Origin of the sequence: Streptomyces sp. NPDC052020 (genome assembly GCF_040680575.1) — a bacterium.
Classification (GTDB): domain Bacteria; phylum Actinomycetota; class Actinomycetes; order Streptomycetales; family Streptomycetaceae; genus Streptomyces.
The window spans coordinates 120860-145033 of record NZ_JBFAWY010000002.1 but is presented as its reverse complement, the minus strand read 5'-3'; the positions used below and the strand labels follow the sequence as shown (position 1 = coordinate 145033).

The following is a 24174-nucleotide window of genomic DNA, read 5'->3' as shown; positions in this document are numbered from 1 at the left end:
CCGATGACGACATTCGCCAGCGGCACCGACACCCTGACGCGCGACGCGCTGACGGTCCTCCAGCCCGGGTTCACCGGGACCACCGCCCCCGACTGGCTGCTGCGCCGCCTCGGCGAGGGCCTGGCCACCGTCGGCCTGTTCGGCCGCAACATCGCCTCGCCGGAACAGCTCGCCGCGCTCACCGCCCAGCTGCGCGCCGAGCGCGACGACGTCCTCGTCGCCATCGACGAGGAGGGCGGCGACGTCACCCGCCTGGAGGTGCGCACCGGGTCCTCCTTCCCCGGCAACCACGCCCTCGGCGCGGTGGACGACGTGGAGCTGACCCGGGAGGTGGCCGCGGAACTGGGCCGCCGCCTCGCCGCCTGCGGGGTGAACTTCAACTGGGCCCCGTCGGCGGACGTCAACTCCAACCCGGGCAACCCGGTGATCGGCGTACGGTCCTTCGGCGCCGACCCCGCCCTGGTCGCCCGGCACACCGCCGCCTACGTCACCGGCCTTCAGTCGGCCGGAGTGGCCGCCTGCACCAAGCACTTCCCCGGCCACGGCGACACGGCCGTCGACTCCCACCTCGCCCTGCCGCGCATCGACGCCGACCCCGAAGTGCTGGCCGAGCGGGAACTGGTCCCCTTCCGCGCCGCCATCACCGCCGGCACCCGGGCGGTGATGAGCGCCCACATCCTGGTCCCCGCCCTGGACCCGGACCACCCGGCGACCCTCTCCCGCCGCATCCTGACCGACCTGCTGCGCGGCGAGCTCGGCTACGACGGCCTGATCGTCACCGACGGCATGGAGATGCGGGCGATCTCCGCCGCGTACGGCATCGAACGCGGCAGCGTCCTCGCTCTCGCCGCCGGCGCCGACGCCATCTGCGTGGGCGGCGGCCTGGCCGACGAGGAGACGGTGCGGCGGCTGCGCGACGCCCTGGTCGCGGCGGTCCGCTCCGGCGACCTGGCCGAGGAACGCCTGGCGGACGCGGCGGACCGCATCCGGGCCCTGGCCCGGACCACGGCGTCCGTCCTCCCCGCGGCCGCCGGGGCCGGTGACGAGGCGGTGGGCCTGCGCGCCGCCCGCCGCGCCCTGAAGGCCACCGGAGCCGAGGGCTTCACCCCCCTCACCGAGGCGCCCTACGTCGCCGCCCTCACCCCCGTCGCGAACATCGCCGTAGGGGACGACACCCCCTGGGGTGTCGCCGCCGAACTGGCCCGCCTGCTCCCCGGCACGGAGACGGGCGGCTTCACCGGCGCGGACGCCGGTCAGGGCGTGCTGGAGGCGGCCGGCCGGCGCCGCATCGTGGCCGTCGTCCGCGACGAGCACCGCCACCCCTGGATGACCGCCGCCCTCGACACCCTGCTGGCGGCCCGCCCCGACACCGTGGTGGTCGAGATGGGCGTCCCCCAGGCCGCGCCCCGCGGCGCCCTGCACCTGGCCACCCACGGCGCGGCCCGCGTCTGCGGCCGGGCGGCGGCGGAGGTGATCGCGGGGGTGTGACCCCACGGCCCCGCGACGAAGGCGCCGGCCCCCTCCGCGGAGGAGGACCGGCGCCTTCGTCGTAGGCGGAGGGGGTTAGATCCCCTGCCAGGCGGGCTTGTTGGCGTAGGTGTGCCGGAAGTAGCCGGCGAGCTTCAGCTTGGACGCGGCGGCCTCGTCGGCGACCACCGTGGCGTGCGGGTGCATCTGGAGCGCGGAGGCCGGGCACACCGCGGCGACCGGCCCCTCGACGGAGGCGGCGACCGCGTCCGCCTTGCCCTCCCCGGTGGCGAGCAGCACCAGGTGCCGCGCCTCCAGGATGGTGCCGATGCCCTGCGTGATCACGTGGTGCGGCACCTGCGCGATGTCACCGCCGAAGAAGCGCGCGTTGTCGACCCGGGTCTGCTCGGTCAGCGTCTTGATCCGGGTCCGCGAGGCCAGCGACGAGCAGGGCTCGTTGAATCCGATGTGCCCGTCGGTGCCGATGCCCAGCAGCTGGAGGTCCACCCCGCCGGCCTCGGCCAGCGCCCTGTCGTACGCCTCGCAGGCGCCCTGCACGTCCTCGGCCGTGCCGTCGGGGCCCATGAACGCGTCCATGCCGATCCCGAGCGGTTCGAGCACCTCCCGCCGCAGCACCGAGCGGTAGGACTCCGGGTGCTCCGCGGGCAGCCCCACGTACTCGTCGAGCTGGGCGATCCGCGCGCTCGAGGTGTCCACGGCACCCGAGCGCACCTTGGCCGCGAGCGCCTCGTACACGGGCAGCGGCGTCGATCCGGTGGCGACCCCGAGCAGGGCGTCGGGCTTGCGCCGGAGCAGCTGCGCCATGGCCTCGGCGATGAGCTCGCCGCCCGCCCTGGCGTCGGGAACGATGACAACTTCCACGCTGGCCTGCCGTTTCGAAGAGGGGACTCGAGAACACCCGGGAGGGGCTATGTGGTTTAGACCAATCTAACAGAGCGGTGCGCCTCCTCCCAGGTCCTTCCGCGTCTCCCGGGCCGCGCGCCCGCCCCCTCCTCGCCCTCCCGGGCACCGCACCCGCGAAGGCGCCGGGAGGGCGACCCGCGAGAGCGCCCGAACGGCCGGTCCGTGAGGGTGCCCGGACGGCCGGTGGTGAGGGCGCCGGGGCGGCCGGTCCGTGAGGGTGCCTGGGCGGCCGGTCCGTGAGGGTGCCCGGACGGCTGGTCCGTGAGGGTGCCCGGACGGCCGGTGGTGAGGGCGCCGGGGCGGCTGATCCGTGAGGGTGCCCGGACACCGTCCAGCGCGGGCGTTCCCGGCGCGCAGGGAGTGCAATGGAGGCCAGAGCTCCGCGACGCCCAAGGCACCGCGACCCGCGACCCGGGAGGATCCGCATGACCGCCACCGCACCGGACGACCACCGCGAACTCCCCGGCCGGATCATGGCCCGGGAGATGGCCGAGCAGCCCGCCGTCCTGCGCCGGATCCTCGCCGAGGGCGCCCCCGCGATCCGCCAGGTGGCCGAACGGATCGCCGCCCGGGCGCCCCGCTTCGTCCTGCTGACCGCCCGCGGCACCTCCGACAACGCGGCCCTGTACGCCAAGTACCTGCTGGAGATCCGCCTCGGCCTGCCCTGCGGCCTCACCTCGATGTCGACCGTCACGGCCTACGGCGCCCGCCCCGACCTCACCGACGTCCTGGCCGTCACCGTCAGCCAGTCGGGCGGCTCCCCGGACCTCGTGGCGTCCACCCGAGCGGCCCGCGAGGCCGGAGCGATCACGCTGGCGGTGACCAACAACCCCGACTCGCCGCTGGCCGGCGTCTCCGAGTACCACATCGACATCATGGCCGGACCGGAGAGGGCCCTCCCCGCGACCAAGACCTACACCGCCTCCCTCCTGGCCCTGTACCTCTTCACGGAGGGCCTGCGCGGCGGCGACGGCGCACCCGCGCGGGTACTGCCGGACCTCGCCCAGCGGCTCCTCGCCCGGCACGACGAGGTCCGCGCCCTCGCCGGCCGCTACCGCTTCGCCGAGCGCATGGTGATCACCTCCCGCGGCTACGGCTACCCCACGGCCAAGGAGGCAGCCCTGAAACTGATGGAGACCAGCTACATCCCCGCCCTGTCCTACTCCGGCGCCGATCTGCTGCACGGCCCGCTCGCCATGGTCGACAACGTGTCGCCGGTGATCGCGGTCGTCACCGACGGCAGGGGCGGTGAGGCTCTCCAGCCGGTCCTGGACCGGCTGCGGGGCCGGGGCGCCGACCTCATGGTCGTCGGGCCCGGGCGGCACGTCGAGAAGGCGTCGGCCGGTTTCGTCCTGCCCACCGAGGGCGTGCCCGAGGAGATCCAGACCGTCCTGGAGATCATCCCCCTCCAGCTCCTGGCCTACGAGGTCACCATCGCCCGCGGCCAGGACCCGGACGCGCCGCGCGCCCTGGCGAAGGTGACTGAGACGCACTGACGCCCGGGCCCCTGCCGGCGGCCCGGCCGCACCGCCTACGTGAGCGAACCCCCCGTCGCGTCGACCCAGCTCCCCGTCACCCACCTGCCGCCGTCCGACGCCAGGAACGCCACCACGTCGGCCACGTCGGCCGGCGTGCCGACCCCGCCCAGCGCGGAGTACGCCGCCGCCCGCGCCCAGCCGTCTGGGCTGCCGTGCAGCAGCTCGGCGGTGTTGTCGGTGTCGATGATCCCGGGCGCCACCGAGTTCACCGTGATGCCCCGCGCGCCCAGCACCTTGGACAGGTCCCGGGAGAACACGTCCAGGGCGCCCTTCGTCATCGCGTACGCCATGTTGTCCGGCATCACCGCCGTGCGGGCGAGCCCCGACGAGATGTTGACGACACGGCCGCCGTCCCGCAGCCGTGACATGCCGTGCTTGAGGATGAAGAACGGCGCCTTCACGTTCACCGCGAAGACCCGGTCGTATTCGTCCTCGGTTATCTCCTCGATCGGGCGCGCGTTGCCGATCCCCGCGTTGTTCACCAGGATGTCCAGCCCGTCCGCGTGCCGGTCGAACTCCTCCCACAGCGCTTCGGCGTCCCCGGGCGCGCCCAGCTCCACCCCGATCGCGAACGCCGAACCGCCCGCCGCCTCGATCGCGGCGACCGTCTCCTTCGCCGCCGCCTCGCTCCTGCCGTAGTGCACGGCGACCCGTGCGCCGTCGCGCCCCAGCCGCTCGGCGATCCCCCGCCCGATCCCCCTGCTCGCCCCCGTGACCAGAGCCGTCCTGCCCGTGAGCACGCCCATGTCGGCGCCCCCTCCCATTTATATAGTGGTCGCTACAGAAAAACCGTACACCGGCCCGCCGTCATTTATCTAGTGCCCGCTATAAAATGCACTCCATGGTGAGCGACGCAGTGCGCGAGGACAGCCCGGGGGCCGCGCGGTCCGAGGCCGGGACCGGGCGGACCGTGGTCGAGGCCGGGGCCGGGGCCGGGCGGACCGGGACCGGGCCGGTGGCCGGTGCGGGGACGAGGCGCGCCTCCCGCCCCCGGGGCCGCCCCCGCTCCTTCGACCGCGCCACGGCCCTGGAGAAGGCCCTCATGGCGTTCTGGGAACGCGGCTACGAGGCCACGTCCGTCTCCGATCTGACCGGCGCCATGGAGATCGGCGCCCCCAGCCTGTACGCGGCCTTCGGGGACAAGCGCTCCCTGTTCGAGGAGGCCGTGCGGGTCTACGGCGAGCGGTACGGTTCGTTCGGCGAACGGGCCCTCGCCGAGGAGCCCACCGCCCGGGCGGCCGTGGAGCGGACGCTGCGCGAGGCCGCCGCCGAGTACACGGCCCCCGGCCGCCCGCACGGCTGCATGGTGATCCACGCGGCCGCCAACTGCTCCACCCCGGAGGTCGAGGAGTCCCTGCGCCGCCGGCGCAACACCAACATCGCCACGTTCGAGAGCCGGATCCGGGCCGACATCGACGCCGGGCTGCTGCCGCCGGACACCGACGCCGCCGCCCTCGCCCGGCACACCGGTGCCATGATCCAGGGCATGTCCCAGCAGGCCCGCGACGGCGCGACCCGTGAGGAGCTGGAGGCGCTCGCCGAAATTGCCATGACCGTCTGGCCCCGCGCGTGAGCCAACGGAGTTACGCTTCTTCCGGTTGCGCGGGCGTCCGGGCGTCCACGGGTGGCGGCCGCGATCGACACCGTCCACCGCATGGACACGGGCAGTGGTCTAGTCCACAATGGCGACCAGAGCACCTCACACGAGGTGAACGTCAGGCCTCCGCCTTCCCCGCACAGGAGGGCGGACCGAGGAACCGGAGTTCTCTGCCCTGACTGCCCCGGCTCCTCACCCTTCGGCCGAGCGGGACCGCACACCCCACGGCCGTTGTTGCTCCGGGCTGCGGTGCCGGGAGGGTTGAGGGTCCCTCTCAGGCGCCGCGGCCCGCGGGTGTCTTCCGGCCCGCGCCGCGGACGGTTTCCCGGGTCCGCCCGCCGCGGCCGTGGACCGACCGGATGCGCGCACGCGCGAACGGGTCGCCGCTGGCCGGTTTCGAACGATGCGCGAGCGTGCGGGTACGCTCCACACGTGCCCTCCATGAACGAACTCGTACGCCAGCACACCGCTCTCGGCGACTCCGACCTCGAGTGGCTGCACCTGCTGGTCTCGGAGTGGCAGCTCCTCTCCGACCTCTCCTTCGCCGATCTGGTCCTGTGGGTCCCCACCCGGGACGGCACCCGGTACGTCTCGGTCGCCCAGATGCGCCCCAACACCGGCCCGACCTCGTACCAGGACGACATGGTCGGCCACCTCGTCCCGCGTGGCCGGCGCCCCATGCTCGACGTCGCCCTGGACGAGGGCCGGATCGTGCGCGAGGGCGATCCCGAGTGGCGCGAGGAGGTTCCCGTCCGCGTCGAGTCGATCCCCGTACGGCGCCAGGGGCGCGTCCTCGGCGTGATCGCGCGCAACACCAACCTGCTCACCGTGCGCACCCCCAGCCGCCTGGAGCTCACCTACCTCCAGAGCGCCTCGGACCTCGCGCAGATGATCGCGGCCGGTTCCTTCCCGTTCGAGAACCAGCAGGTCGACATGGACGCCTCGCCGCGTGTCGGCGACGGCCTGATCCGCCTGGACGCGGACGGCATCGTCCAGTACGCCTCCCCGAACGCGCTGTCCGCCTACCACCGTCTCGGTCTCGCCGCCGACCTGGTCGGCCACCACCTGGGGAGGACCACCGCGGAACTGGCCCCGTCCCGCGGCCCGGTGGACGAGGCGCTCGCCAAGGTGGCCAGCGGCTGGGCGCCGCGCGAGTTCGAGATCGAGGCGCACGACGGCGTCATCCAGTTCCGCGCGATCCCGCTCAAACCCAAGGGCACGCGGATCGGTTCGCTGGTGCTGCTGCGGGACGTCACCGAACTGCGCCGCCGCGAACGCGAGTTGATCACCAAGGACGCCACCATCCGGGAGATCCACCACCGGGTGAAGAACAACCTCCAGACGGTGGCCGCGCTGCTGCGCCTCCAGGCCCGGCGCATAGGGTCCGACCGCGGACGGGAGGCCCTCGAAGAGGCCGTGCGCCGGGTCGGCTCCATCGCGATCGTGCACGAGACGCTCTCGCAGAACCTCGACGAGCGCGTCGAGTTCGACGACATCGCCGACCGGGTGCTGGCGATGGTCGCCGAGATCTCCCCGGGCAAGGTCACCGGCCGGCGCACCGGCCGCTTCGGCATCCTGGACGCCGAGGTGGCCACGCCGCTGTCGATGGTGCTGACCGAGGTTCTGCAGAACGCCCTGGAGCATGGATTCCGCGAGGGTGACACCGGCACGGTCGAGGTCGCCGCGGTCCGCGGCGGTACGACGAAGGAGGCCCGCCTGCTGGTCACCGTCCAGGACGACGGCGTGGGCCTGCCCGAGGACTTCGACCCGCACCGCTCCGGCAACCTCGGACTGCAGATCGTCCGCACCCTGGTGGAGGGTGAGCTCGGCGGCACCTTCGACATGGTCCCCGCCCCCGAACACGGCACGCGGGTGATCCTGGACATTCCCGTACGGGCGCAGAAGTAGCGGCTCACCGGGGCCCGGTGAGAGGGGCGGCCGGCCCCGGGGAGCGGGTCCTCAATTCCCCGCGGTCGTGGGGGAGTTGTGCATGAGTGAGCGGCGGCGCGACGGCGATCCCCTGGGGACGCCCGGTGCGCGGACAGCGAAAAGCCCCGGACCACCAGGGGTCCGGGGCTAGTGCTCGTGCTATGCGCATCGGGGGTACTGCGCGCTGCGGCTCGGGGGCGGGGGTTGCGTACGCGCTGTACGCGCCGCCAAGCTCAGGCTGTCAGCAGGGGTGGCCGGTCAGGCAGAGGCCTGACGGGCCCGGTTGCGGGCGGCGCGGCGCTTCATCGCGCGGCGCTCGTCCTCGCTGAGACCACCCCAGACGCCGGAGTCCTGACCGGACTCGAGCGCCCACTGCAGACACTGCTCGATCACCGGGCAGCGACGGCAGACGGCCTTGGCTTCCTCGATCTGCAGCAGCGCAGGACCGGTGTTGCCGATGGGGAAGAAGAGCTCGGGGTCTTCCTCGCGGCAAACGGCGCGGTGACGCCAGTCCATGGCTGCTACCTCTCCTTGGTATTACGTGCAGGTTGCTTGTGAATGTGAACGCTTTCACGAATCCCTCAACAAGTGAAGGGCCGACCGCCAGGTTCCCTGGCGTGGTCCTTGGTTTGAAGAGGGGTTCTGGTGATCTGTGGAGGCCGGTGTTGCGGGCCGTCCCGATCGCCACCTAGAGACTCGCAAACCTCAGCGGCGGATACAACCCCTTCCGGAAAGTTTTTTTTGATTCTTCGGTGTCGACTAGGTCACAGCCGTACTTCCATGGGGTGGATCCTGGCCTAAACGTTCGAGTGAAAGGACTTTAGCCCCTTCTGCTCACACAATCACACGCAGTGCACGGCGTACACCTGTGAACGTCACGCTCGTCCGCAGCCCCAGGTGGTCACCGTCCATCTGAAGCGGCAACGGCACCTTCGAATGCAAGGTGAACTCGGTCAGATCGTGCAGCGAGACGGCATGCCGGCCATGGGGTCCGCGCTCCGGGGACGAAGTGAGCAACTGGGTGCCATACCGGGCAACCGCGGTCGCGGACAGGCGGCTGAGACCGAAGACGTCGAGCCCGGTATCGAACGTGGCCTTAGGCGACGCGTAGATCGGGCGATTGCCGAGAAACGTCCACGGCGACGTGTTCGAGACTATGGACAGCACCAGATCGGTGACCGGTTCCTCACCGGCCCGCTCCAGGCTGATCGTCCCGCTGCGGCGGTGCGGCTCGCCGACGAGCTGGCGCACCACCTGCCGCACGTACAAGGCGTGCGTCGACTTCTTGCCGCGCTCGCGCTGCTGCTCGACCCGGCCGACCACGCCGGCGTCGAAGCCCAGCCCGGCGTTGAAGGTGAACCAGCGGGGCGGTACCGCCTCGTCCTCCGAGCCCGGCGTCCCGGAGGTCAGTCCCAGCCCGACGGTCCGCTCGCTGCCCTCACGCAGCGCGTCCAGCAGGGCGCCGGTGGCCTCCACGGCGTGGTTGGGCAGGCCGAGGGCGCGCGCGAAGACGTTGGTGGAGCCGCCGGGGACGACCGCGAGCCCGGGCAGGTGCTCCGGATCGGGGCCGGCGTGCAGCAGGCCGTTGACGACCTCGTTGACGGTGCCGTCGCCGCCGAGGGCGACCACCAGGTCGATGTCGTCGCTCTGCGCCGCCTGCCGGCCCAGGTCGCGCGCGTGGCCGCGGTACTCGGTGGTGACCGCCTCCAGCTTCATCTCGCTGGCGAGCGCGCGGATCAGTACGTCGCGCGTGCGCGCACTCGTGGTGGTAGCCGCCGGATTGACCACGAGAAGTGCACGCATGGGTTGCAGGGTACCTACTGGGGGGTACCGGGCCCAGCCCGAGGTGGTGACCGAGGGGGGCCGGCGGGGCGGCACGGGCCGGCGCCACGCGGGCCTGCGCACCGGCGTCCGGGCCGTGCGGGCTACCCTTCAGGGGTGAGCAGCGAGCAGACCCCCACCCCCGAAGCCGCCGAGTCCACCGCAGCGCCGGGCGCCCGTCCGGCACGGCTGACCGTCGCGGCCGGGCTCAACGCTCTGGAAGGGCTCGCGCTGGTCGTCGGCGGTGTCTGGATGCTGGTGGCGGGCCTCACGGGCCACCCCGACGACCGGACCTCGGCCGTCACCGGCGGCATCACCCTGATCGTCCTCTCCCTGTTGCCGCTGCTCGCGGCCCGCGGGCTGCTCGGCCTGCGCGGCTGGAGCCGGGGCCCTGCGGTCATCACGCAGATCATGGCGCTGCCCGTGGCCTACAACCTCCTCCAGGCCGACAGCGTCGCCATTCCGGCGGGGATCGCGCTGGCGGTGGTGGCGGTGGCGGCTCTCGTCCTGATCGTGAACCCCGAGACGACCCGGGCCCTCGGGATCCGGGGACCCGGCAACGCGCAGAAGTAGTCCACCGGGGCAGGCGGACATCGGCTCGCCCGGACCCTTCCCCGGCCGCTCCGCGGCTGCTCCCCGACCGCTCTTCGGCTACTCCTCGACGAGGAGCTTCTCCCGCAGCTGCGCCAGCGTGCGCGCCAGCAGCCGGGAGACGTGCATCTGGGAGATCCCGACCTCCTGCGCGATCTGCGACTGGGTCATGTTGCCGAAGAAGCGCAGCAGCAGGATCCGCTTCTCGCGCGGCGGCAGGTCCTCCAGCAGCGGTTTGAGCGACTCCCGGTACTCCACGCCCTCCAGTGCCTCGTCCTCGGCGCCGAGGGTGTCGGCGACGGCCGGGGACTCGTCGTCGGTGTCGGGCACGTCCAGGGACAGCGTGGAGTACGCGTTCGCGGACTCCAGGCCCTCCAGGACCTCCTCCTCCGAGATCGCCAGCTTCTCGGCGAGCTCGTGGACCGTGGGGGAGCGGCCGTGCAGCTGCGAGAGCTCCGCCGTGGCCGTCGTCAGGGACAGGCGCAGCTCCTGAAGCCGGCGCGGCACCCGCACCGCCCAGCCCTTGTCGCGGAAGTGCCGCTTGATCTCGCCGACCACCGTCGGTGTCGCGTACGTCGAGAACTCCACCCCGCGCTCCGGGTCGAAGCGGTCGACGGACTTGATCAGGCCGATGGTGGCGACCTGGGTCAGGTCGTCCAGCGGCTCCCCGCGGTTGCGGAAGCGGCGCGCGAGGTGCTCGACGAGCGGCAGGTGCATGCGGACCAGCCGATTGCGCAGCTCCGCGTACTCGGGGCTGTCCTTCTCCAGCGTGCGCAGCTCGGCGAACAGGGCGCGCGCCCCGCTGCGGTCCTGCGGGTCGTGCGTACCCTGCGCGCCGCGCGCGGCCGGCGCCTCGTCCTCGGAGTGTCGCTCGTGCTCGCTCATCGTCCCGCCCGTCGCCCTTTCCCGAGCTCGCGCCCGAGCCCGGACCGGCCGGACGGGGGTGCCCCCGATCCGCCCGTCCGCGGGCGCGCTCCGCACGGCACCGTCCTCGTCCCCGGTCCGCTGTCCGTCCGCCGGGAGTCCGGCCCCCGCGGGGGCGTCCTCCGGATGCGGCCGGGCCTGCTCGGGGATGCCGTCGATGCCGTCCGCCGTGCGCGGGGCCCCGTTCGGAGAACGTGTGCCCTCGGCCGGCAGCTCCCGTGTGCCGCGCTCTTCGTCCCGCACCGGCCCGTCCCCGTTCCTCACGCCGGCCCGGGTCCCGCGCCGCGCTGTTTGTAGAGGCTGATCGAAACGGTTTTGTCCTCGTCCACGGCGGAGGAGACCTTGCCCGCGAGGGCGGACAGGACGGTCCAGGCGAAGGTGTCCCGCGAGGGGGCGTGACCGTCGGTGGTCGGCGCCGAGACGGTGACCTCGAGCGAGTCGTCGACCAGGCGGAAGACACAGCTGAGCACCGAGCCGGGCACGGCCTGCTGGAGCAGGATCGCGCAGGCCTCGTCCACCGCGATGCGCAGGTCCTCGATCTCGTCGAGGGTGAAGTCCAAACGGGCCGCGAGACCGGCCGTGGCCGTCCGCAGCACCGACAGGTAGGCACCCGCAGCCGGCAGCCGGACTTCCACGAAGTCCTGGGTCACGGGCTCGCCTGCGATCTGGGACACCCTCACCTCCAAGGTGGTACAAGTGTTTCAGGGCCGAGGGTCGCCCCTCGGGGTAACGCGATACGTGGTTCAGCGGTGACGTTATCGCGCTCCGAACATTCCTGTCCCCGAGACCCCAACCCCTTGCTGTCACTCATAGTAAACACGCGAATACGCACAGTGGCTAGAGGTTGGGCGGGCCCAAATCGGCAGAGCGCGCGCCGGATTGACGTACCCAGACGTCAGGCGGTCGAACCGTCCGGCACCAGGGTCACACGAGGACGTGGTCGACGAAGCACCAGCGCCAGCTCTCCCCGGGCTCGAAGGTCCGCATCACCGGGTGGCCGGTCCCCCTGTGGTGCGCGGTCGCGTGCCGCCCCGGCGAGGAGTCGCAGCAGCCGACGTGCCCGCAGGTGAGGCAGAGCCGCAGCTGCACCGGGTCCGTGCCCTCGGCCAGACATTCGGGGCAGGTCCCGCTCAGAGGTTCGGGTTCCGGGTGCGGCAGCGCGTCGGCGTGCGTGCACTGTTTCATGATTGCCAGATTACGACGGCTGTGCGGGCGACCGCGCGGGAGAAAGAGGCGGGGCGAGACGCGTGGACGTGATGCCGCTGTTGGTGCTGGTGGCGGGGAGCGCGGCGGTCGCCGCGGCGGCCCGGCGCACCCCGGTGCCGGGACCCCTGCTGCTGGTCGCCGCGGGACTGGCGGTGTCGTACCTCCCCGGGGTGCCCACGTACGCCCTCGACCCGCACGTCGTCCTGCCGCTGCTGCTGCCCCCGCTGCTGTACACGGCGGCCACCGACAGCTCCTACCTGGATCTGCGGGCCCAGGTGCGGCCGGTCGCGCTGCTGTCGGTGGGGTACGTCCTCTTCGCGACCTTCGCCGTCGGCTGGGCCGCCTACCTGATCGTGCCGGACCTGCCGCTGACCGCGGCGCTGGTGCTGGGCGCGGTGGTGGCCCCGCCGGACGCCGTCGCGGCCACGGCGGTCGCGCGCCGGGTGGGGCTGCCGTCCCGGATCACCACGATCCTCCAGGGCGAGTCCCTGGTGAACGACGCCACCGCGATCACCGCCTACAAGGTGGCGCTCGCGGCGGCCGTCGGCGCGGGCGCCACCTGGGCCGGCGGCATCGGGGAGTTCCTGCTCGCCGCGGTCGGCGGCATCGGCGTCGGGCTGGTGCTGATGGTGCCGATCCAGTGGCTGCGCACCCGGCTGCGGGAGGCGCTGCTGCAGAACACGCTCTCGCTGCTCATCCCCTTCGCCGCCTACGCGGCGGCCGAACAGCTGCACGCCTCCGGCGTCCTGGCGGTGGTCGTCGTCGCGCTCCACCTCGGCCATCGCGCGTGGCAGGTCGATTTCGCCACGCGTCTCCAGGAGGACGCGGTGTGGAAGGTGGTGGCGTTCGTCCTGGAGTCCTCGGTGTTCGCGCTGATCGGGCTCCAGCTGCCGGTGGTCCTCGACGGCCTCGGGGCGTACGCGGGCGCCGACGCCGCCTGGTACGCGGTGGCCCTCTTCCTGGTCGTCGTCGCGGCCCGGTTCGTGTGGGTGTACCCGGCGACCTTCCTGCCCCGGATGCTGTCGGCGCGTGTCCGCGCGCGCGAGGAGGAACCCACCTGGAAGGTGCCGTTCGTGGTCGGCTGGGCGGGCATGCGCGGCGTGGTCTCGCTCGCGATCGCCTTCTCCATCCCGCTCACGGTGCACGGCGGCGCGCCCTTCCCCGGGCGCGACCTCATCCTGTTCCTCACCTTCACCACGGTCATCGGCACCCTGGTCGTGCAGGGCGTGACACTGCCGCCGCTGATCCGCCTGCTGCGGTTCCCCGGGCGGGACGCCCAGGCGGAGACGCTCGCGGAGGCCAACGCCCAGGCGCAGGCTTCGCTGGCCGCCGAACGGCGTTTGGCGGAACTGCTCTCGGACGAGCGCAACACGCTGCCCGGACCGCTCGCCGACCGTCTGCGCACGGTCCTGGAGCGCCGCCGCAACGCCGTGTGGGAACGGCTCGGCCAGTCCAACCCGGTCACCGGCGAGAGCGCCGACGACACCTACCGGCGGCTGTCCCGGGAGATGATCGGCGCCGAGCGCGAGGTGTTCGTCAGACTGCGGGACGCCCGCCGGATCGACGACGAGATGCTCAGGACGCTGCTGCGCAGGCTGGACCTGGAGGAGGCGGCCGCCTACCGGGAGGCCGCGCGGTGACCGGCGCCCCGGCGGGGGTCACGGGCGCTCGGGAAAGGGGCGGCCGGTGACGACGGCCGCGACCGTGCTCCCGCGCGGGAAGGCGCCCTCCCCGGCCAGGGCGGTCAGGGCGTAGAGCATTTTGGCCACATAGAGGCGCTCCACGGGCAGGCCGTGGCGCTGTTCGAAGTCCGCCGCGAAGGCGTCGAGCTCGGGCGGTACGCGCGCGTAGCCGCCGAAATGGAAGCGCTCCTCCAGCCGCCAGTCGCCGCGCGGACCGCCGAACGCCCGCTCCTGGAGCCGTCGTACGTCGCCGGCGAGGAAGCCGCCCTTGAGGACGGGGATGCCGAGCGCCCGCCGGCCGGGGGAGAGGCCGGCGGCCAGTCCGGCCAGGGTGCCGCCGGTGCCGCACGCCACGGCGACGACGTCGGCCCGGTCCCCCAGTTCCTCCCCGAGCGCGCGGCAGCCGCGCACGGCGGCGGCGTTGCTGCCGCCCTCGGGCACGACGTACGCGTCCTCGGCGCCGCACGCGCGCAGGATCGCCTCCCGGGTCCCGGGCTCGGCCTTGCGCCGGTATGCCGGTCTGTCGACGAAGTGCAGCCGCATGCCGTCGCGCGCGCACCGGGCCAGGGACGGGTTGAGCGGCCGGCCGGCGAGCTCCTGGCCGCGGACCACGCCGATGGTGGGCACGCCCAGCAGGCGGCCCGCCGCGGCGGTGGCCCGGAGGTGGTTGGAGTAGGCGCCGCCGAACGTGACGATCGGACGGCCGGCCGCCGCCGCGAGATTGGGGGCGAGTTTGCGCCACTTGTTGCCGACCAGCTCCGGGTGGATGAGGTCGTCGCGCTTGAGCAGCAGGCGGATGCCGTGCCGGGCGAAGCGGTCGTCCGTCACCTCCCGCAGCGGGGAGGGCAGGCGGGGCTGGAGAACGTCCGGGCCGGTCACGGCACCATTGTCGGTCATCGGTTCACTTCAGCCGATCCCGGATCCGTCCCCGCATCGACGCCATCGTGAACCCGCGCGGGTCCACCTTCCCCGGCTGCCACTCCAGGTGCCCGATGACGGACCGCTCGTTCCACCCGTGATGGCGGCAGACCGCGGCGGCGGCCTTCTCGATGGCCTCCAGCTGGACAGCGGGCCAGGGGTCCTTGCCGTCGCCGAGGTTCTCGCACTCGAAACCGTAGAAGTGGCGGTTGCCGTCCGTGTTGGCCTCGTTGTCCGGGGGCAGCCCCTTCTCCGCGATCACCGCGCGCAGCACCTCGTCGTCACCGAGCCCGGCGTGGTTGGCACGGCCGTAACCGACGAGGTGCACTCTGCCGTCCTTGGTGATCACGCCGTGGCACAGCGGGCCGGGCAGGCCCTCGTACCCGTCGCGGCAGATCTCGACGGTGCGCGCGCTGCCCTTGGTCACGGTGTGATGGATCATCACGCCGTGCACGGGGCCCCACGGGCCCTTGTGGTTGCGGTTGTGGTGCCGCCAGTCGCCGACCTCGACGACGGTGAGACCCTCGGCCTTCAGTGCCTTCAGGAAACTGCCCGCGGACATGGGTTTGGCCATGGTCCGGCTCCTTCGCAGGGCGCGACGGCCGCCCGGCGCGACCGCTCGTATCGGGCCTATACCGAAAGTGAGCGATCGTTACTACCCGTTCGTGTCCGTGTGCGAGCAGATCCGGACAATACGGAACACTGGGGCCTCGTGAGGGTGAAAGGTCAGCTTGTCTGTCTGCCCTCACGGCCAGTCATCCATTCCCCCTCTTTCGGGTAATAGCACGATCACCTTTCGTCATGAAGGCTGGGCCCCGCACATCGATGTCCGGGCGCGGATGCGCGCCGGGCATGACCGGGAGGGCAATTCCTTATGTCGGCAGGCGAAGAGGTCCGCACCGAGCAGGTCAGGCCGCAGCAGAGTCTCGGCACGGCGGCCGCGCGGAACCTGGCCACCACGACCAAGTCCGTACCCCAGATGCAGGAGATCAGCTCCCGCTGGCTGCTGCGCACCCTGCCCTGGGTGGACGTCAAAGGCGGTACCTACCGGGTGAACCGCCGGCTGTCCTTCGCCGTGGGCGACGGCCGGGTGACGTTCGTGAAGACCGGCGACCGCGTCGAGGTCATCCCCGCCGAGCTGGCCGAGCTGCCGGCGCTGCGGTCCTACGAGGACGCGGAGGTGCTCTCCGAACTCGCCCAGAGCTGTGCGCAGCGGGAGTTCGCCCCGGGCGACGTGATCGCCTCCTTCGGCAACCGGGCCGACACCGTGTACCTGCTGGCGCACGGCAGGGTCGAGAAGGTCGGCACCGGCCCGTACGGGGAGGACGAGTCCCTCGGCGTCCTCGCCGACGGCGCCTACTTCGGCGACCGGGCGCTGCTCGACGGCGACGCCATCTGGGAGTACACCGCCCGCGCGGTGACCGCCTGCACGGTCCTCGCGCTGCCCCGCCAGGAGGTCGAGCGGATCGCGGAGCGGGCCGGGTCCCTGGCCGATCACCTGCGGCAGCGGCGCTCGATCCCGCGGCAGCGCACCAACAGGTACGGCGAGAAGGAGATCGACCTCGCCGCCGGCCACACCGGTGAACCGGACATCCCGCACACCTTCGTCGACTACGAGGCCCGCCCCCGCGAGTACGAGCTGAGCGTCGCACAGACGGTCCTGCGCATCCACACGCGCGTGGCCGACCTCTACAACCAGCCGATGAACCAGACCGAGCAGCAGCTGCGGCTCACCGTGGAGGCACTCAAGGAGCGCCAGGAGCACGAGCTCGTCAACAACCGCGAGTTCGGCCTGCTGCACAACTGCGAGTACGACCAGCGGATCCAGCCCCACGACGGCGTGCCGAGCCCGGACGACATGGACGAGCTGCTCAGCAGGCGGCGCGGCACCAAGCTGTTCCTGGCCCACCCGCGCGCGATCGCCGCGTTCGGCCGCGAGCTCAACCGGCGCGGACTCGTCCCGGAGACGATCGACATCGGCGGCAACCGCATTCCCACCTGGCGGGGCGTGCCGATCTACCCGTGCAACAAGATCCCGGTCACCGAGGCCCGTACGTCGTCGATCATCGCCATGCGTACCGGGGAGGAGGACCAGGGTGTCGTCGGCCTGCGGGCCACCGGCATCCCCGACGAGATCGAGCCGAGCCTGTCGGTGCGCTTCATGGGCATCAACGAACAGGCCGTCATCAAATACCTGGTGACGGCCTACTACTCGGCCGCGGTACTGGTCCCGGACGCGCTCGGCGTGCTGGAGAACGTCGAGATCGGCCGCTGGCGGTGATCGATTCCGTCCCGGGCGCCGTGTCCCCGTCCTCCGGGGCGGGTAAGTCCCTGGGGTACGTGCGCACAGGCTGCGGAAGCACCACGATCCGCTCACTGCCTAAGGGGGCCCATGGGTGAGCCCATGACGGAGACGAAGCAACGCACCGCCGACGGGGACGGCCTGGCCGGCGTCCCGGTGAGGCTCGGGGGCCTCGGGGCGGACAGGGACGACGGGGAGGGGTCCTTCGACGGGCACGAGGCCCAGACGCTGCTGCGCCGCGCCCGGGAGATGGTCGATCCCGAGCTGCGGGCGGCGATCGCGACCCTGCCCGGGTCGATGCGCCAGGTCGCGCTCTACCACTTCGGCTGGCAGCACGCGGACGGCACCCCGGCGGCGGGCAACGCGGGCAAGGCGATCCGTCCCGCGCTCGTCCTCGCCGCCGCCTCCGCGCTCGGCGGGCCCACGGCCCGCTCGGCGGCGGTTCGGGCGGCCGCGGCGGTGGAGCTGATCCACAACTTCACCTTGCTCCACGACGATGTGATGGACCGGGACCCCACGCGCCGCCACCGGCCCACCGCCTGGGCTGTGTTCGGCGACGTCGACGCGATCCTCGCGGGAGACGCCCTACAGGCGCTGGCCCTGCGGCTGCTCGCCGAGGACCCGCATCCCGCCTCCGCGATGGCGGCCGCCCGGGTCGCGCAGTGCGTCGTGGAACTGTGTGCCGGCCAGCACGCGGACACGGCCATGGAACGGCGCGCGCCGCAGGAGGTCACCCTCGACGAGGTGCTCGCCATGGCGGAGGCCAAGACCGGCGCGCTGCTGGGGTGCGCCTGCGCCCTCGGCGCGCTGTACGCGGGCGCCGCGCCGGAGGACGTCGACGCGCTGGACGCGTTCGGCCGCGAGGCCGGGCTGGCCTTCCAGCTCATCGACGACGTCATCGGCATATGGGGCGACCCGGACCGCACCGGCAAGCCCGCCGGGTCGGATCTCGCCGCCCGCAAGAAGTCCCTGCCGGTCGTCGCCGCGCTCACCTCCGGCACCCCGGCCGCCGCCGAGCTGGCGGAACTGTACGGGGCACAGGGCGCCGTGACCGAGGAGGACCTGGCGCGGACCGCGCTGGCCGTGGAACGGGCGGGCGGGCGCGACTGGGCACAGGCGCAGGCGTCCGACCGGATGGGCCGCGCGATGCACGAACTGGCCCGGGCGGTGCCCGACCCGGAGGCGGCGGGCGGTCTGCTCGCACTCGCCGAGTTCGTCACCCGGCGCAGTACCTGAGCGCCTTCAGGCCCCGGAGCCCCGCAGGACCGTACGCCACCTGACAGGCGTACGGCCGCACCGCCGAGGGCTCCGGCCCGGCGGATCCCGCACTGCCCCACGGTGTGCGGGATCCGCCTTCCGCCGTTCGGCGGCACCGCGGCGGCGTCCGCCACGGCCACCCGCTAGTCTGCAACCCCCGTACCGGAGGTACCGGTTGAGGCGAGGGGGGGAGCGGCATGGGCGTGGCGATCCGCGCGGCGGGCGAGGACGACCGGGAGCTGGTCGTCCGGCTGCTGGACGAGTCCTTCCAGGACGACCCGGTGAGCGCTTGGGTCTTCCCCGGTGCCGCCTACCGGCGCAGGACGCACCACAGGCTCATGGCGGCCTTCACCGATCTCGTGCTCGCCGAGGGACGCATCGACGTCACCGAGGACGGTGCGGCCTGCGCGCTGTGGCTGTCCGTGCCCGCGGACGACGCCGGCGGCGCGGACGACAGCCCCGCGCAGCTGCGCGCGGCCGTGGACCCGGACAACGAGCGCGTCGAGTTGATCGTCCGCCTGATGGCCCGGGTCCATCCAGCGGGCCGGGCGCACGAGTACCTGTGGATGATCGGTGTCACGCCCGGGCGGCAGGGCGAGGGCCTCGGCACCGCGCTGATCGAGTCGGTCCTCGACCGCTGCGACCGCGAGAACCTGCCCGCCTACCTGGAGGCGAGCAGCGACCGCAGCCGCCGGCTGTACGAACGCCTCGGCTTCGCCAGCACGGGCCCGGCCCTCGACCTGCCGGACGGTCCCCGCATGTGGCCGATGTGGCGCGAGCCGCGCCCGCCGGCCCACTGACGAACGGCCGCCTGGCCGTGTCCCTCCCGTCGGTGGCGGCGTCCTCACCGTCCGGGAAAACCGGACGTGCTCTCGGCGGCCCAGCCCCGGCAACTGCACCCGAGGCGTTCTTCTCGCGGGCCCCCGCCCGTGCCGGCGAACCGTCCCCTCGAACCCCCGAACCCGAAGAAAAGAGATCGGCTTGCGCAAGCTCACCTACTTCATCGCCTGCTCGATCGACGGGTTCATCGGGGACCCGAGCGGTGACGCCTCCTCGATGTTCGCCTTCCTCGACGAGGAGTTCTTCGCCTTCGTCAAGGCGGAATACCCGGAGACCGTGCCGACCCAGGGCCGCCGGGCCATGGGCTTCGACGACCTGCCGAACAAGCGGTTCGACACGATCGTCCAGGGCCGCGCCAGTTACGACCTGGCCCTGAAGGAGGGCATCACCAGCCCCTACGCCCATCTGCGCGAGTACGTGGCCTCGCGCACCCTCACCGAGTCGCCCGACCCGCACGTGGAGATCATCTCCTCGGACCTGGCCGGCCGTGTCCGCGCGCTGAAGGCGGAGGACGGCGACCTCGGCATCTACCTCTGCGGCGGCTCGGAGATCGCCGGGCAACTGATCGACGAGATCGACGAGCTCGTGATCAAGACGTACCCGATCGTGCTGGGCTCCGGCATGCCGATGTTCCGCTCGGCGGCCGCCGTCTCGGCCTTCACGCTGGAGTCGGTGCGCACGCTGGACAGCGGTGTGCTGGTGCGGACGTACGGCAGGAAGCGCTGAGCCGCCATCGGCTCTACGCTGAATCCATGGACGGCGGGAAGCACGTCTGCCCCTCCTGCGGGCAGCAGGTCGAGACGGTCGTCCGGCGCCACAAGACGCTGGGCGCGTGGGTCCCGGTATGGGTTCCCGGCCCGTGCCGCGACCCCAGGTGCGAGGCGCACCCCGCGCAGGCCGCCGAGAGCACGGTGGCACCGAAGGGGACGACCGCGATGCGGGCCGCGGCGCCCGCGGGGCGCGGCACGAGGCCCCGCACCACGGAGCCGCGGGGCAGGTTCCCGGGCGGCTCCTGACCCGCTCCAGCGCCGTGCGCCGGGCCCTTCCGCCCACCGGCGAAGGCGGACGCGAGGACGAAAGGGGCCCGGCCGGAGAACCGGCCGGGCCCCTTCGGGTTGCCCGGTGGCCCGCGATGGTGCACCGATCGCCGGCCGCGAAGGCGGACTCGCGAGGGCCTGGGTCAGGCCTTCTTGGTCTCCTAGTAATGGGGCGGGTCGGTGACCTGCGGCGATGCCCGCAGCAGGTCGCTGACCTGGCCTTTTGCTGTTGGCTGGCGATGGGGTCCGACGGTCCTGATCGGGTGTCCTGCGGACTGTGTGCGGACTGGCGGGGGCGTTCGTTGCTTTTCCCCGGGCACGGGAGCAGGTACCTCCGTCACTCCCCGCGCATGGCCTTCAGGAGGAACGGTCCGAGGGTCTCCAGATCGGTCCATGAACCGAAGAAGTCGATGCCCGACCCCGTCCAGACCACAGGTCGCACTCGCTTCGGCACTGCCGCCCGCCCGCGATCGCGAGCCACGGCGGCGAAACCATTGCCCAGCTCGGCCGCGTTGGCATGAGCGTGACCACTTGCATGGCTGCCCAGCTTGAACGGCAGCTGAGCCCTACCGCCAGGTCCAGCGGGAGCGAAGGTGTAAAGAGCAGGTACCTCCACCCCGTAATCAATCTCCATGCGCACGCCATCGACCTGCACCTCACACGTGCTGCGGTTGGCAGCCTTGACTACGAGGTAGTACGGCTCGGAGAAGATCTGGGGGTTTTCTGCGCCTGCGAGTCCTATGGGGATGTGAATGATCCTGCCGTCCTCCAGCGTGCATCCAGCCAGCAGCTCCACGCCGAGGTCGGGGCCACTGCCCTGCGTGTTTTGAGGAACCGCTTCTCCGCCCAGACCGCTGGCGGGGACAAGTCCCTGGGCGTTCAGGAGGTTGACGAGGTTCTTGTACGCGCGAAGGAAGCTGTCCCTGGCCTGGCAAGCCTGCCTGTTGAGATTGTTCCGCTCGGTCGTGGTGCCGGGGTAGCTCATCTCTAGGACGGGCCTGCCTTCGTCCGAGACATCGTGCATGCCGTTTAGCTCGTCATAGAACGCCTTAAGGTGCTCCATCGCGGACTCGTGAGCTTCCTGAAGTGCCGGGTTGACGTAGTCGAGCACATCATCGTCCAACTCCTCGTAGGCGTCGCAGACGGGATGACTTACCGCGAGCGGCACAGTGAACAACGTCGGTGCCTTGCGGAGCCAAGTCCGCCAGCTCCCATCAGGCGGTAGGAGGTCCAGCAGTCGCCCAGCCTTGCGTCGATCTGTTTCCGTGGGCGAGGCAGGCGACGGAACTGTCTGGCTCGAGACCTGCGTGGTGGGGGAAGACTCGGACGCGACGTCAACTTCCGTATCTGAGTTCGTCGGCGACGATGCTGTGTTACTCGCTGCCACCGGCGGGAAGCGACGTTCACCTGCAGCCTCCTTACGCATCAGCTCCCACCTGCCAACACCCAGGGTGGACACGCCGGCCCGCGCTTCGAGCAGCGTGACCAAGATTCTGAACGGTCGGCCGGGGGCCGGAACGGTCTTGCCCGTGAACCACGGGCTGGTCTTGCTCTTGCCCAGGTTCACCGGAGGCTGCTGTGCCTTCCCGAACGCTTCGATCTGCCCCAGGGACAGGCTCGCCTTCAGCCGAAGCCCCTCCAGCGTGGTGGCGAGCCGGTCAACCGCCGGTGTACCGGTCATGGGTTCCCCTGTTCAGTCTGAACGTTCGTCGAACCGCAATTTCACCAGGTCTGACCAGCCTGAACACCCCGTTCAGCGGGGTTCAGCCAACGACGAGAAGCGCGCCTGGCGGGCTCCATGGGGGTCGTCGACCACCCGGGTCGGCCCTAAGGAGGGCAATCGATGAGGAAGTTCATGGGCGTGTGGCGTGACCAGGAGCGTTGGCATGCGGCGGTGAAGCTCGCAGGTAGGTGGGCGGCATGGCAGGTGGTGAAGGAAATCCTGCGGCTCGCTCTGGAGCTGTGGCTTCAGACCTGAGGGGCCCGAGCGCCGAACTTCAGGGCGGGGCTCAGGCCGTATCCCGGTGATGTGTGCTCGCTGGGAACATGGTTGAGAGCGCCTGTGCGTGAGCCGAGATGGTGGCAAGCCCCTGGCGGTGCCCGGGGCTTGCCACCACGCCGCGCGTAAGCTGTCTACCCGTACAGCTCGGGGACACTGGGCACGAGATGCACCTAGGTATGGGGGACGCTATGGGCGGTATGAGCGACGTTGAGGGGTCGAAGGCGCTAATCAAGGTCGATTCCGCGGAGACTGTCGCCGACCAGGTGGCACTTGTCGCGTGGCTCCAGGCTGAACGAGGTCTTCATGGGCGGGTCCGCGTAGCCCATGCCGCGCCTGCCGAGAACGAACTCGGTGCCGCTCTCGACCTACTGACCGTCTCCCTCGGCTCCGGCGGGATCGCAACAATCCTTGCCGGTTCGCTCTCTGCGTGGCTGCAAAATCGACGCTCCCAGACCACGATCCGCATCACCATCACTCGTGCGGACCGCACCCTGGAACTCGAGACTGGTGACGCAGCCGAGGCCGAGGATCTGATCCGACGCTTCTTGAGTGACGACACTAATGAAGCCTGAGGAGAACGACACCGCCATCCTCATCGGCGTCTCGCAGTACCGAGATCCGTCCCTTCCGGATGTTCCAGCAGTGCTCAACAGCCTGCACACGATGCGACGCCTTCTTACTGACCCCGACCTGTGCGGCTGGGCTGAAGGCCAGGTGCATGTGTTGGAAGATCCCGTAGGATCTTCCAAGCTGGGCCTGCGGCTCCATCGCCTGGCGGAGGAGACTACGGGCACCCTGCTGGTTTACTTCGTCGGGCATGGCGTGCTCACGAAGACTGGTTCGCTTTGTCTGGCCACAGGTGAAACCCAGCTCCGCTACCCGGACCTGACCGGTTTGGAGTACGACAAGGTTCGCGGCGCACTGTTGGACTCGCCAGCCCAGGTGAAGCTGGTGATCCTCGACTGTTGCTACTCAGGACGTGCCATCAATGGCCTCTCGGGCAGTGACCAGAGCACCTTCGCGGTGGCCGCCGAAATCAGTGGTGTCTACACGCTGACGGCGGCCGATCGAGCTGCCCACGTGCCGTCACCGGAGGTACAGAAGACCGCCTGCACCTCCTTTACCGGGGTGCTGGACTATGTCGTTCGGGCTGGGATTCCGGACGCTCCGGCACAGCTCTCCTTGAGTGATATTTACCCCAAGCTCAAGCATGAACTCAAAATTCGAAACCTACCGGAGCCCAACCAGCGGGCGACCGACACTGCTACCTCGTATCCGTTCAGTCGTAACGTCGCCTACACGGGCGGAACGGGCTTCCGGCTGATTCCTCAGGCGCAAGAAGATCTCTTCATTAGGATCCTGGCAGCTCAGCCACGTCACAGCCTAACAATTCCGAATATTGAGCAGCTGGATGACTGGCCTGGGGTCTATCTTCTCCACCAGGAGACTGGTGTCGAAATTCCTGAGACCGTCTACGTAGGCAAGGGCGATCGTTCGATTTCCCATCGCCTCAAGCGGAATCTTCGGAAAATTGATGGGCGCCGTAACATTGATTCGAAAGACTTTTCGTTTAGCTATCTAAAGCTGGATGATGACCTAAGTTATGTTGCGCCCGAACAGCTTGTGATCCGTCGACTGAACGGTCGAGGGATTGAGCCTTGGAATAATAATGGATTCGGAAACCAAGATCCTGGGCGAATGAGAGACCGAACTCGCCTTCGCGGTGATCACTTCGATGTTCTCCATCCGATTGACCTTTCGTGGGCCCTTCACCCCGAAGGGCCAGCTCTCGATCTTGCTGCGTATGATCTGGCCGTTCGGCTCAAGCAGGAACTTCCTTATAATTTCCGCTTTGAGTACCGTCCTGGAGCGATAGATAGTGAGACTCGGGTAACCGTCCCAGAGGGGCCTTTGTCTGCCGATCAAGCCTTCCGCTTGCTTTCTTCTGCCGTAGGAGAGGAGTGGCAGATCAGTGCCCTCATGGGCTACGTCCTGATGTATCGTGAGAGGGGCGTTTCCTATCCCAGCGCCATTCGCTATTACGTAGGTGGGCAGGTCACGGAGGCGATCCCGGACGTCTATGAAGAAGACCCGCTCGAAGAATCAAACTAGTTTTCCGGTGTAGTTTTGTTCGCCGGA

The 24174-nt window shown here is 70.9% G+C and carries 24 protein-coding genes; 14 read left to right on the top strand and 10 right to left on the bottom strand.

The annotated features are described in order from the left end of the window. Nucleotides 1-3 precede the first annotated feature (3 nt). Nucleotides 4-1488, top strand: coding sequence for a glycoside hydrolase family 3 protein (locus AB0L74_RS02555; RefSeq protein WP_365644770.1), 1485 nt, complete (start codon nucleotides 4-6; stop codon nucleotides 1486-1488). A 75-nt stretch (nucleotides 1489-1563) separates the two neighbouring features. On the opposite strand, the gene nagB is transcribed toward AB0L74_RS02555, so the two are convergent. Beyond that, complete coding sequence (gene nagB, locus AB0L74_RS02550) at nucleotides 1564-2349, bottom strand: glucosamine-6-phosphate deaminase (RefSeq protein ID WP_365644768.1); 786 nt, start codon at nucleotides 2347-2349, stop codon at nucleotides 1564-1566. A 467-nt stretch (nucleotides 2350-2816) separates the two neighbouring features. Here nagB and AB0L74_RS02545 point away from each other — a divergent pair, with 467 nt between their 5' ends. Then, the gene (locus AB0L74_RS02545; RefSeq protein WP_365644766.1) at nucleotides 2817-3887 is read left to right on the top strand and encodes an SIS domain-containing protein; all 1071 of its coding nucleotides are present in this window, start codon (nucleotides 2817-2819) and stop codon (nucleotides 3885-3887) included. A gap of 35 nt (nucleotides 3888-3922) precedes the next feature. Here AB0L74_RS02545 and AB0L74_RS02540 read toward each other — a convergent pair whose 3' ends face one another. After that, nucleotides 3923-4675 (bottom strand): SDR family oxidoreductase, encoded by a 753-nt coding sequence (locus AB0L74_RS02540; RefSeq protein ID WP_365644764.1) that lies wholly within the window; start codon nucleotides 4673-4675, stop codon nucleotides 3923-3925. A gap of 95 nt (nucleotides 4676-4770) precedes the next feature. On the opposite strand from AB0L74_RS02540, the gene AB0L74_RS02535 reads away from it, so the two are divergent. Both AB0L74_RS02535 and AB0L74_RS02530 read left to right on the top strand, forming a co-directional pair. Next, nucleotides 4771-5502, top strand: a complete 732-nt coding sequence (locus AB0L74_RS02535) for a TetR/AcrR family transcriptional regulator (RefSeq protein WP_365644762.1) — start codon at nucleotides 4771-4773, stop codon at nucleotides 5500-5502. Between the two features lie 456 nt (nucleotides 5503-5958). After that, nucleotides 5959-7434, top strand: a complete 1476-nt coding sequence (locus AB0L74_RS02530) for a PAS domain-containing sensor histidine kinase (protein WP_365644760.1) — start codon at nucleotides 5959-5961, stop codon at nucleotides 7432-7434. A gap of 279 nt (nucleotides 7435-7713) precedes the next feature. On the opposite strand, the gene AB0L74_RS02525 is transcribed toward AB0L74_RS02530, so the two are convergent. Both AB0L74_RS02525 and AB0L74_RS02520 read right to left on the bottom strand, forming a co-directional pair. Continuing rightward, nucleotides 7714-7971 carry a WhiB family transcriptional regulator gene (locus AB0L74_RS02525; RefSeq protein ID WP_029383210.1) on the bottom strand — a complete coding sequence of 86 codons (258 nt, stop codon included), beginning with the start codon at nucleotides 7969-7971 and terminating at the stop codon, nucleotides 7714-7716. 318 nt (nucleotides 7972-8289) lie between these two features. After that, complete coding sequence (locus AB0L74_RS02520; RefSeq protein ID WP_365644758.1) at nucleotides 8290-9258, bottom strand: diacylglycerol kinase family protein; 969 nt, start codon at nucleotides 9256-9258, stop codon at nucleotides 8290-8292. 135 nt (nucleotides 9259-9393) lie between these two features. Between AB0L74_RS02520 and AB0L74_RS02515 the strand changes: the two genes are divergently transcribed. Further along, nucleotides 9394-9849 (top strand): hypothetical protein, encoded by a 456-nt coding sequence (locus tag AB0L74_RS02515; protein WP_365644756.1) that lies wholly within the window; start codon nucleotides 9394-9396, stop codon nucleotides 9847-9849. 78 nt (nucleotides 9850-9927) lie between these two features. On the opposite strand, the gene AB0L74_RS02510 is transcribed toward AB0L74_RS02515, so the two are convergent. From AB0L74_RS02510 to AB0L74_RS02500, 3 genes are all read right to left on the bottom strand, one after another. Beyond that, nucleotides 9928-11034 (bottom strand): RNA polymerase sigma factor SigF, encoded by a 1107-nt coding sequence (locus AB0L74_RS02510; RefSeq protein WP_365644754.1) that lies wholly within the window; start codon nucleotides 11032-11034, stop codon nucleotides 9928-9930. Nucleotides 11035-11051: 17 nt separating this feature from the next. Further along, nucleotides 11052-11465, bottom strand: coding sequence for a hypothetical protein (locus AB0L74_RS02505; RefSeq protein WP_055624136.1), 414 nt, complete (start codon nucleotides 11463-11465; stop codon nucleotides 11052-11054). Nucleotides 11466-11715: 250 nt separating this feature from the next. After that, nucleotides 11716-11976: a UBP-type zinc finger domain-containing protein gene (locus AB0L74_RS02500; RefSeq protein ID WP_029383214.1), complete on the bottom strand. Its 261-nt coding sequence runs from the start codon at nucleotides 11974-11976 to the stop codon at nucleotides 11716-11718. A 62-nt stretch (nucleotides 11977-12038) separates the two neighbouring features. Between AB0L74_RS02500 and AB0L74_RS02495 the strand changes: the two genes are divergently transcribed. Further along, nucleotides 12039-13637, top strand: a complete 1599-nt coding sequence (locus AB0L74_RS02495) for a Na+/H+ antiporter (RefSeq protein WP_365644751.1) — start codon at nucleotides 12039-12041, stop codon at nucleotides 13635-13637. Nucleotides 13638-13655: 18 nt separating this feature from the next. Here the strand turns inward: AB0L74_RS02495 and AB0L74_RS02490 are convergent, their stop codons facing one another. Beyond that, a complete protein-coding gene (locus tag AB0L74_RS02490; protein ID WP_365644749.1) occupies nucleotides 13656-14576 on the bottom strand; it encodes a pyridoxal-phosphate dependent enzyme in 921 nt (306 codons plus the stop codon). A 4-nt stretch (nucleotides 14577-14580) separates the two neighbouring features. Further along, a complete protein-coding gene (locus AB0L74_RS02485; RefSeq protein WP_365644748.1) occupies nucleotides 14581-15171 on the bottom strand; it encodes an N-acetylmuramoyl-L-alanine amidase in 591 nt (196 codons plus the stop codon). A 300-nt stretch (nucleotides 15172-15471) separates the two neighbouring features. On the opposite strand from AB0L74_RS02485, the gene AB0L74_RS02480 reads away from it, so the two are divergent. The 5 genes from AB0L74_RS02480 (at nucleotide 15472) to AB0L74_RS02460 (ending at nucleotide 20012) form a co-directional block, all read left to right on the top strand. Then, on the top strand, nucleotides 15472-16878 hold the full coding sequence (locus tag AB0L74_RS02480) for a family 2B encapsulin nanocompartment shell protein (RefSeq protein ID WP_365644746.1): 1407 nt from the start codon (nucleotides 15472-15474) through the stop codon (nucleotides 16876-16878). 111 nt (nucleotides 16879-16989) lie between these two features. Then, nucleotides 16990-18135 (top strand): family 2 encapsulin nanocompartment cargo protein polyprenyl transferase, encoded by a 1146-nt coding sequence (locus AB0L74_RS02475; protein WP_365644744.1) that lies wholly within the window; start codon nucleotides 16990-16992, stop codon nucleotides 18133-18135. 218 nt (nucleotides 18136-18353) lie between these two features. After that, entirely contained in the window at nucleotides 18354-18956 is a 603-nt protein-coding gene (locus AB0L74_RS02470; RefSeq protein ID WP_365644742.1) for a GNAT family N-acetyltransferase, read from the top strand. A 181-nt stretch (nucleotides 18957-19137) separates the two neighbouring features. Then, nucleotides 19138-19722, top strand: coding sequence for a dihydrofolate reductase family protein (locus AB0L74_RS02465; protein ID WP_365644740.1), 585 nt, complete (start codon nucleotides 19138-19140; stop codon nucleotides 19720-19722). A gap of 26 nt (nucleotides 19723-19748) precedes the next feature. Further along, nucleotides 19749-20012, top strand: coding sequence for a hypothetical protein (locus AB0L74_RS02460; protein ID WP_365644738.1), 264 nt, complete (start codon nucleotides 19749-19751; stop codon nucleotides 20010-20012). 358 nt (nucleotides 20013-20370) lie between these two features. Here AB0L74_RS02460 and AB0L74_RS02455 read toward each other — a convergent pair whose 3' ends face one another. Beyond that, nucleotides 20371-21714, bottom strand: a complete 1344-nt coding sequence (locus tag AB0L74_RS02455) for a hypothetical protein (RefSeq protein WP_365644736.1) — start codon at nucleotides 21712-21714, stop codon at nucleotides 20371-20373. Nucleotides 21715-21876: 162 nt separating this feature from the next. Here AB0L74_RS02455 and AB0L74_RS02450 point away from each other — a divergent pair, with 162 nt between their 5' ends. The 3 genes from AB0L74_RS02450 to AB0L74_RS02440 all read left to right on the top strand — a co-directional run bounded on the left by AB0L74_RS02450 (nucleotide 21877) and on the right by AB0L74_RS02440 (nucleotide 24147). After that, a complete protein-coding gene (locus tag AB0L74_RS02450; protein WP_365644734.1) occupies nucleotides 21877-22011 on the top strand; it encodes a hypothetical protein in 135 nt (44 codons plus the stop codon). A gap of 221 nt (nucleotides 22012-22232) precedes the next feature. Continuing rightward, entirely contained in the window at nucleotides 22233-22607 is a 375-nt protein-coding gene (locus AB0L74_RS02445; RefSeq protein WP_365644732.1) for a hypothetical protein, read from the top strand. Then, complete coding sequence (locus tag AB0L74_RS02440; RefSeq protein WP_365644730.1) at nucleotides 22585-24147, top strand: Eco29kI family restriction endonuclease; 1563 nt, start codon at nucleotides 22585-22587, stop codon at nucleotides 24145-24147. The genes AB0L74_RS02445 and AB0L74_RS02440 overlap by 23 nt, the downstream gene beginning before the upstream one ends. Nucleotides 24148-24174: the final 27 nt, after the last annotated feature.

Excerpts from the sequence above, each read along its gene's own strand:
- AB0L74_RS02555 (WP_365644770.1), top strand. The coding sequence starts at position 4 with ATGACGACATTCGCCAGCGGCACCGACACCCTGACGCGCGACGCGCTG.
- AB0L74_RS02545 (WP_365644766.1), top strand. The coding sequence starts at position 2,817 with ATGACCGCCACCGCACCGGACGACCACCGCGAACTCCCCGGCCGGATC.
- AB0L74_RS02540 (WP_365644764.1), bottom strand. The coding sequence starts at position 4,675 with ATGGGCGTGCTCACGGGCAGGACGGCTCTGGTCACGGGGGCGAGCAGG.
- AB0L74_RS02535 (WP_365644762.1), top strand. The coding sequence starts at position 4,771 with ATGGTGAGCGACGCAGTGCGCGAGGACAGCCCGGGGGCCGCGCGGTCC.
- AB0L74_RS02525 (WP_029383210.1), bottom strand. The coding sequence starts at position 7,971 with ATGGACTGGCGTCACCGCGCCGTTTGCCGCGAGGAAGACCCCGAGCTC.
- AB0L74_RS02520 (WP_365644758.1), bottom strand. The coding sequence starts at position 9,258 with ATGCGTGCACTTCTCGTGGTCAATCCGGCGGCTACCACCACGAGTGCG.
- AB0L74_RS02500 (WP_029383214.1), bottom strand. The coding sequence starts at position 11,976 with ATGAAACAGTGCACGCACGCCGACGCGCTGCCGCACCCGGAACCCGAA.
- AB0L74_RS02490 (WP_365644749.1), bottom strand. The coding sequence starts at position 14,576 with ATGACCGACAATGGTGCCGTGACCGGCCCGGACGTTCTCCAGCCCCGC.
- AB0L74_RS02485 (WP_365644748.1), bottom strand. The coding sequence starts at position 15,171 with ATGGCCAAACCCATGTCCGCGGGCAGTTTCCTGAAGGCACTGAAGGCC.
- AB0L74_RS02480 (WP_365644746.1), top strand. The coding sequence starts at position 15,472 with ATGTCGGCAGGCGAAGAGGTCCGCACCGAGCAGGTCAGGCCGCAGCAG.
- AB0L74_RS02475 (WP_365644744.1), top strand. The coding sequence starts at position 16,990 with ATGGGTGAGCCCATGACGGAGACGAAGCAACGCACCGCCGACGGGGAC.
- AB0L74_RS02470 (WP_365644742.1), top strand. The coding sequence starts at position 18,354 with ATGGGCGTGGCGATCCGCGCGGCGGGCGAGGACGACCGGGAGCTGGTC.
- AB0L74_RS02460 (WP_365644738.1), top strand. The coding sequence starts at position 19,749 with ATGGACGGCGGGAAGCACGTCTGCCCCTCCTGCGGGCAGCAGGTCGAG.
- AB0L74_RS02455 (WP_365644736.1), bottom strand. The coding sequence starts at position 21,714 with ATGACCGGTACACCGGCGGTTGACCGGCTCGCCACCACGCTGGAGGGG.
- AB0L74_RS02450 (WP_365644734.1), top strand. The coding sequence starts at position 21,877 with ATGAGGAAGTTCATGGGCGTGTGGCGTGACCAGGAGCGTTGGCATGCG.
- AB0L74_RS02445 (WP_365644732.1), top strand. The coding sequence starts at position 22,233 with ATGAGCGACGTTGAGGGGTCGAAGGCGCTAATCAAGGTCGATTCCGCG.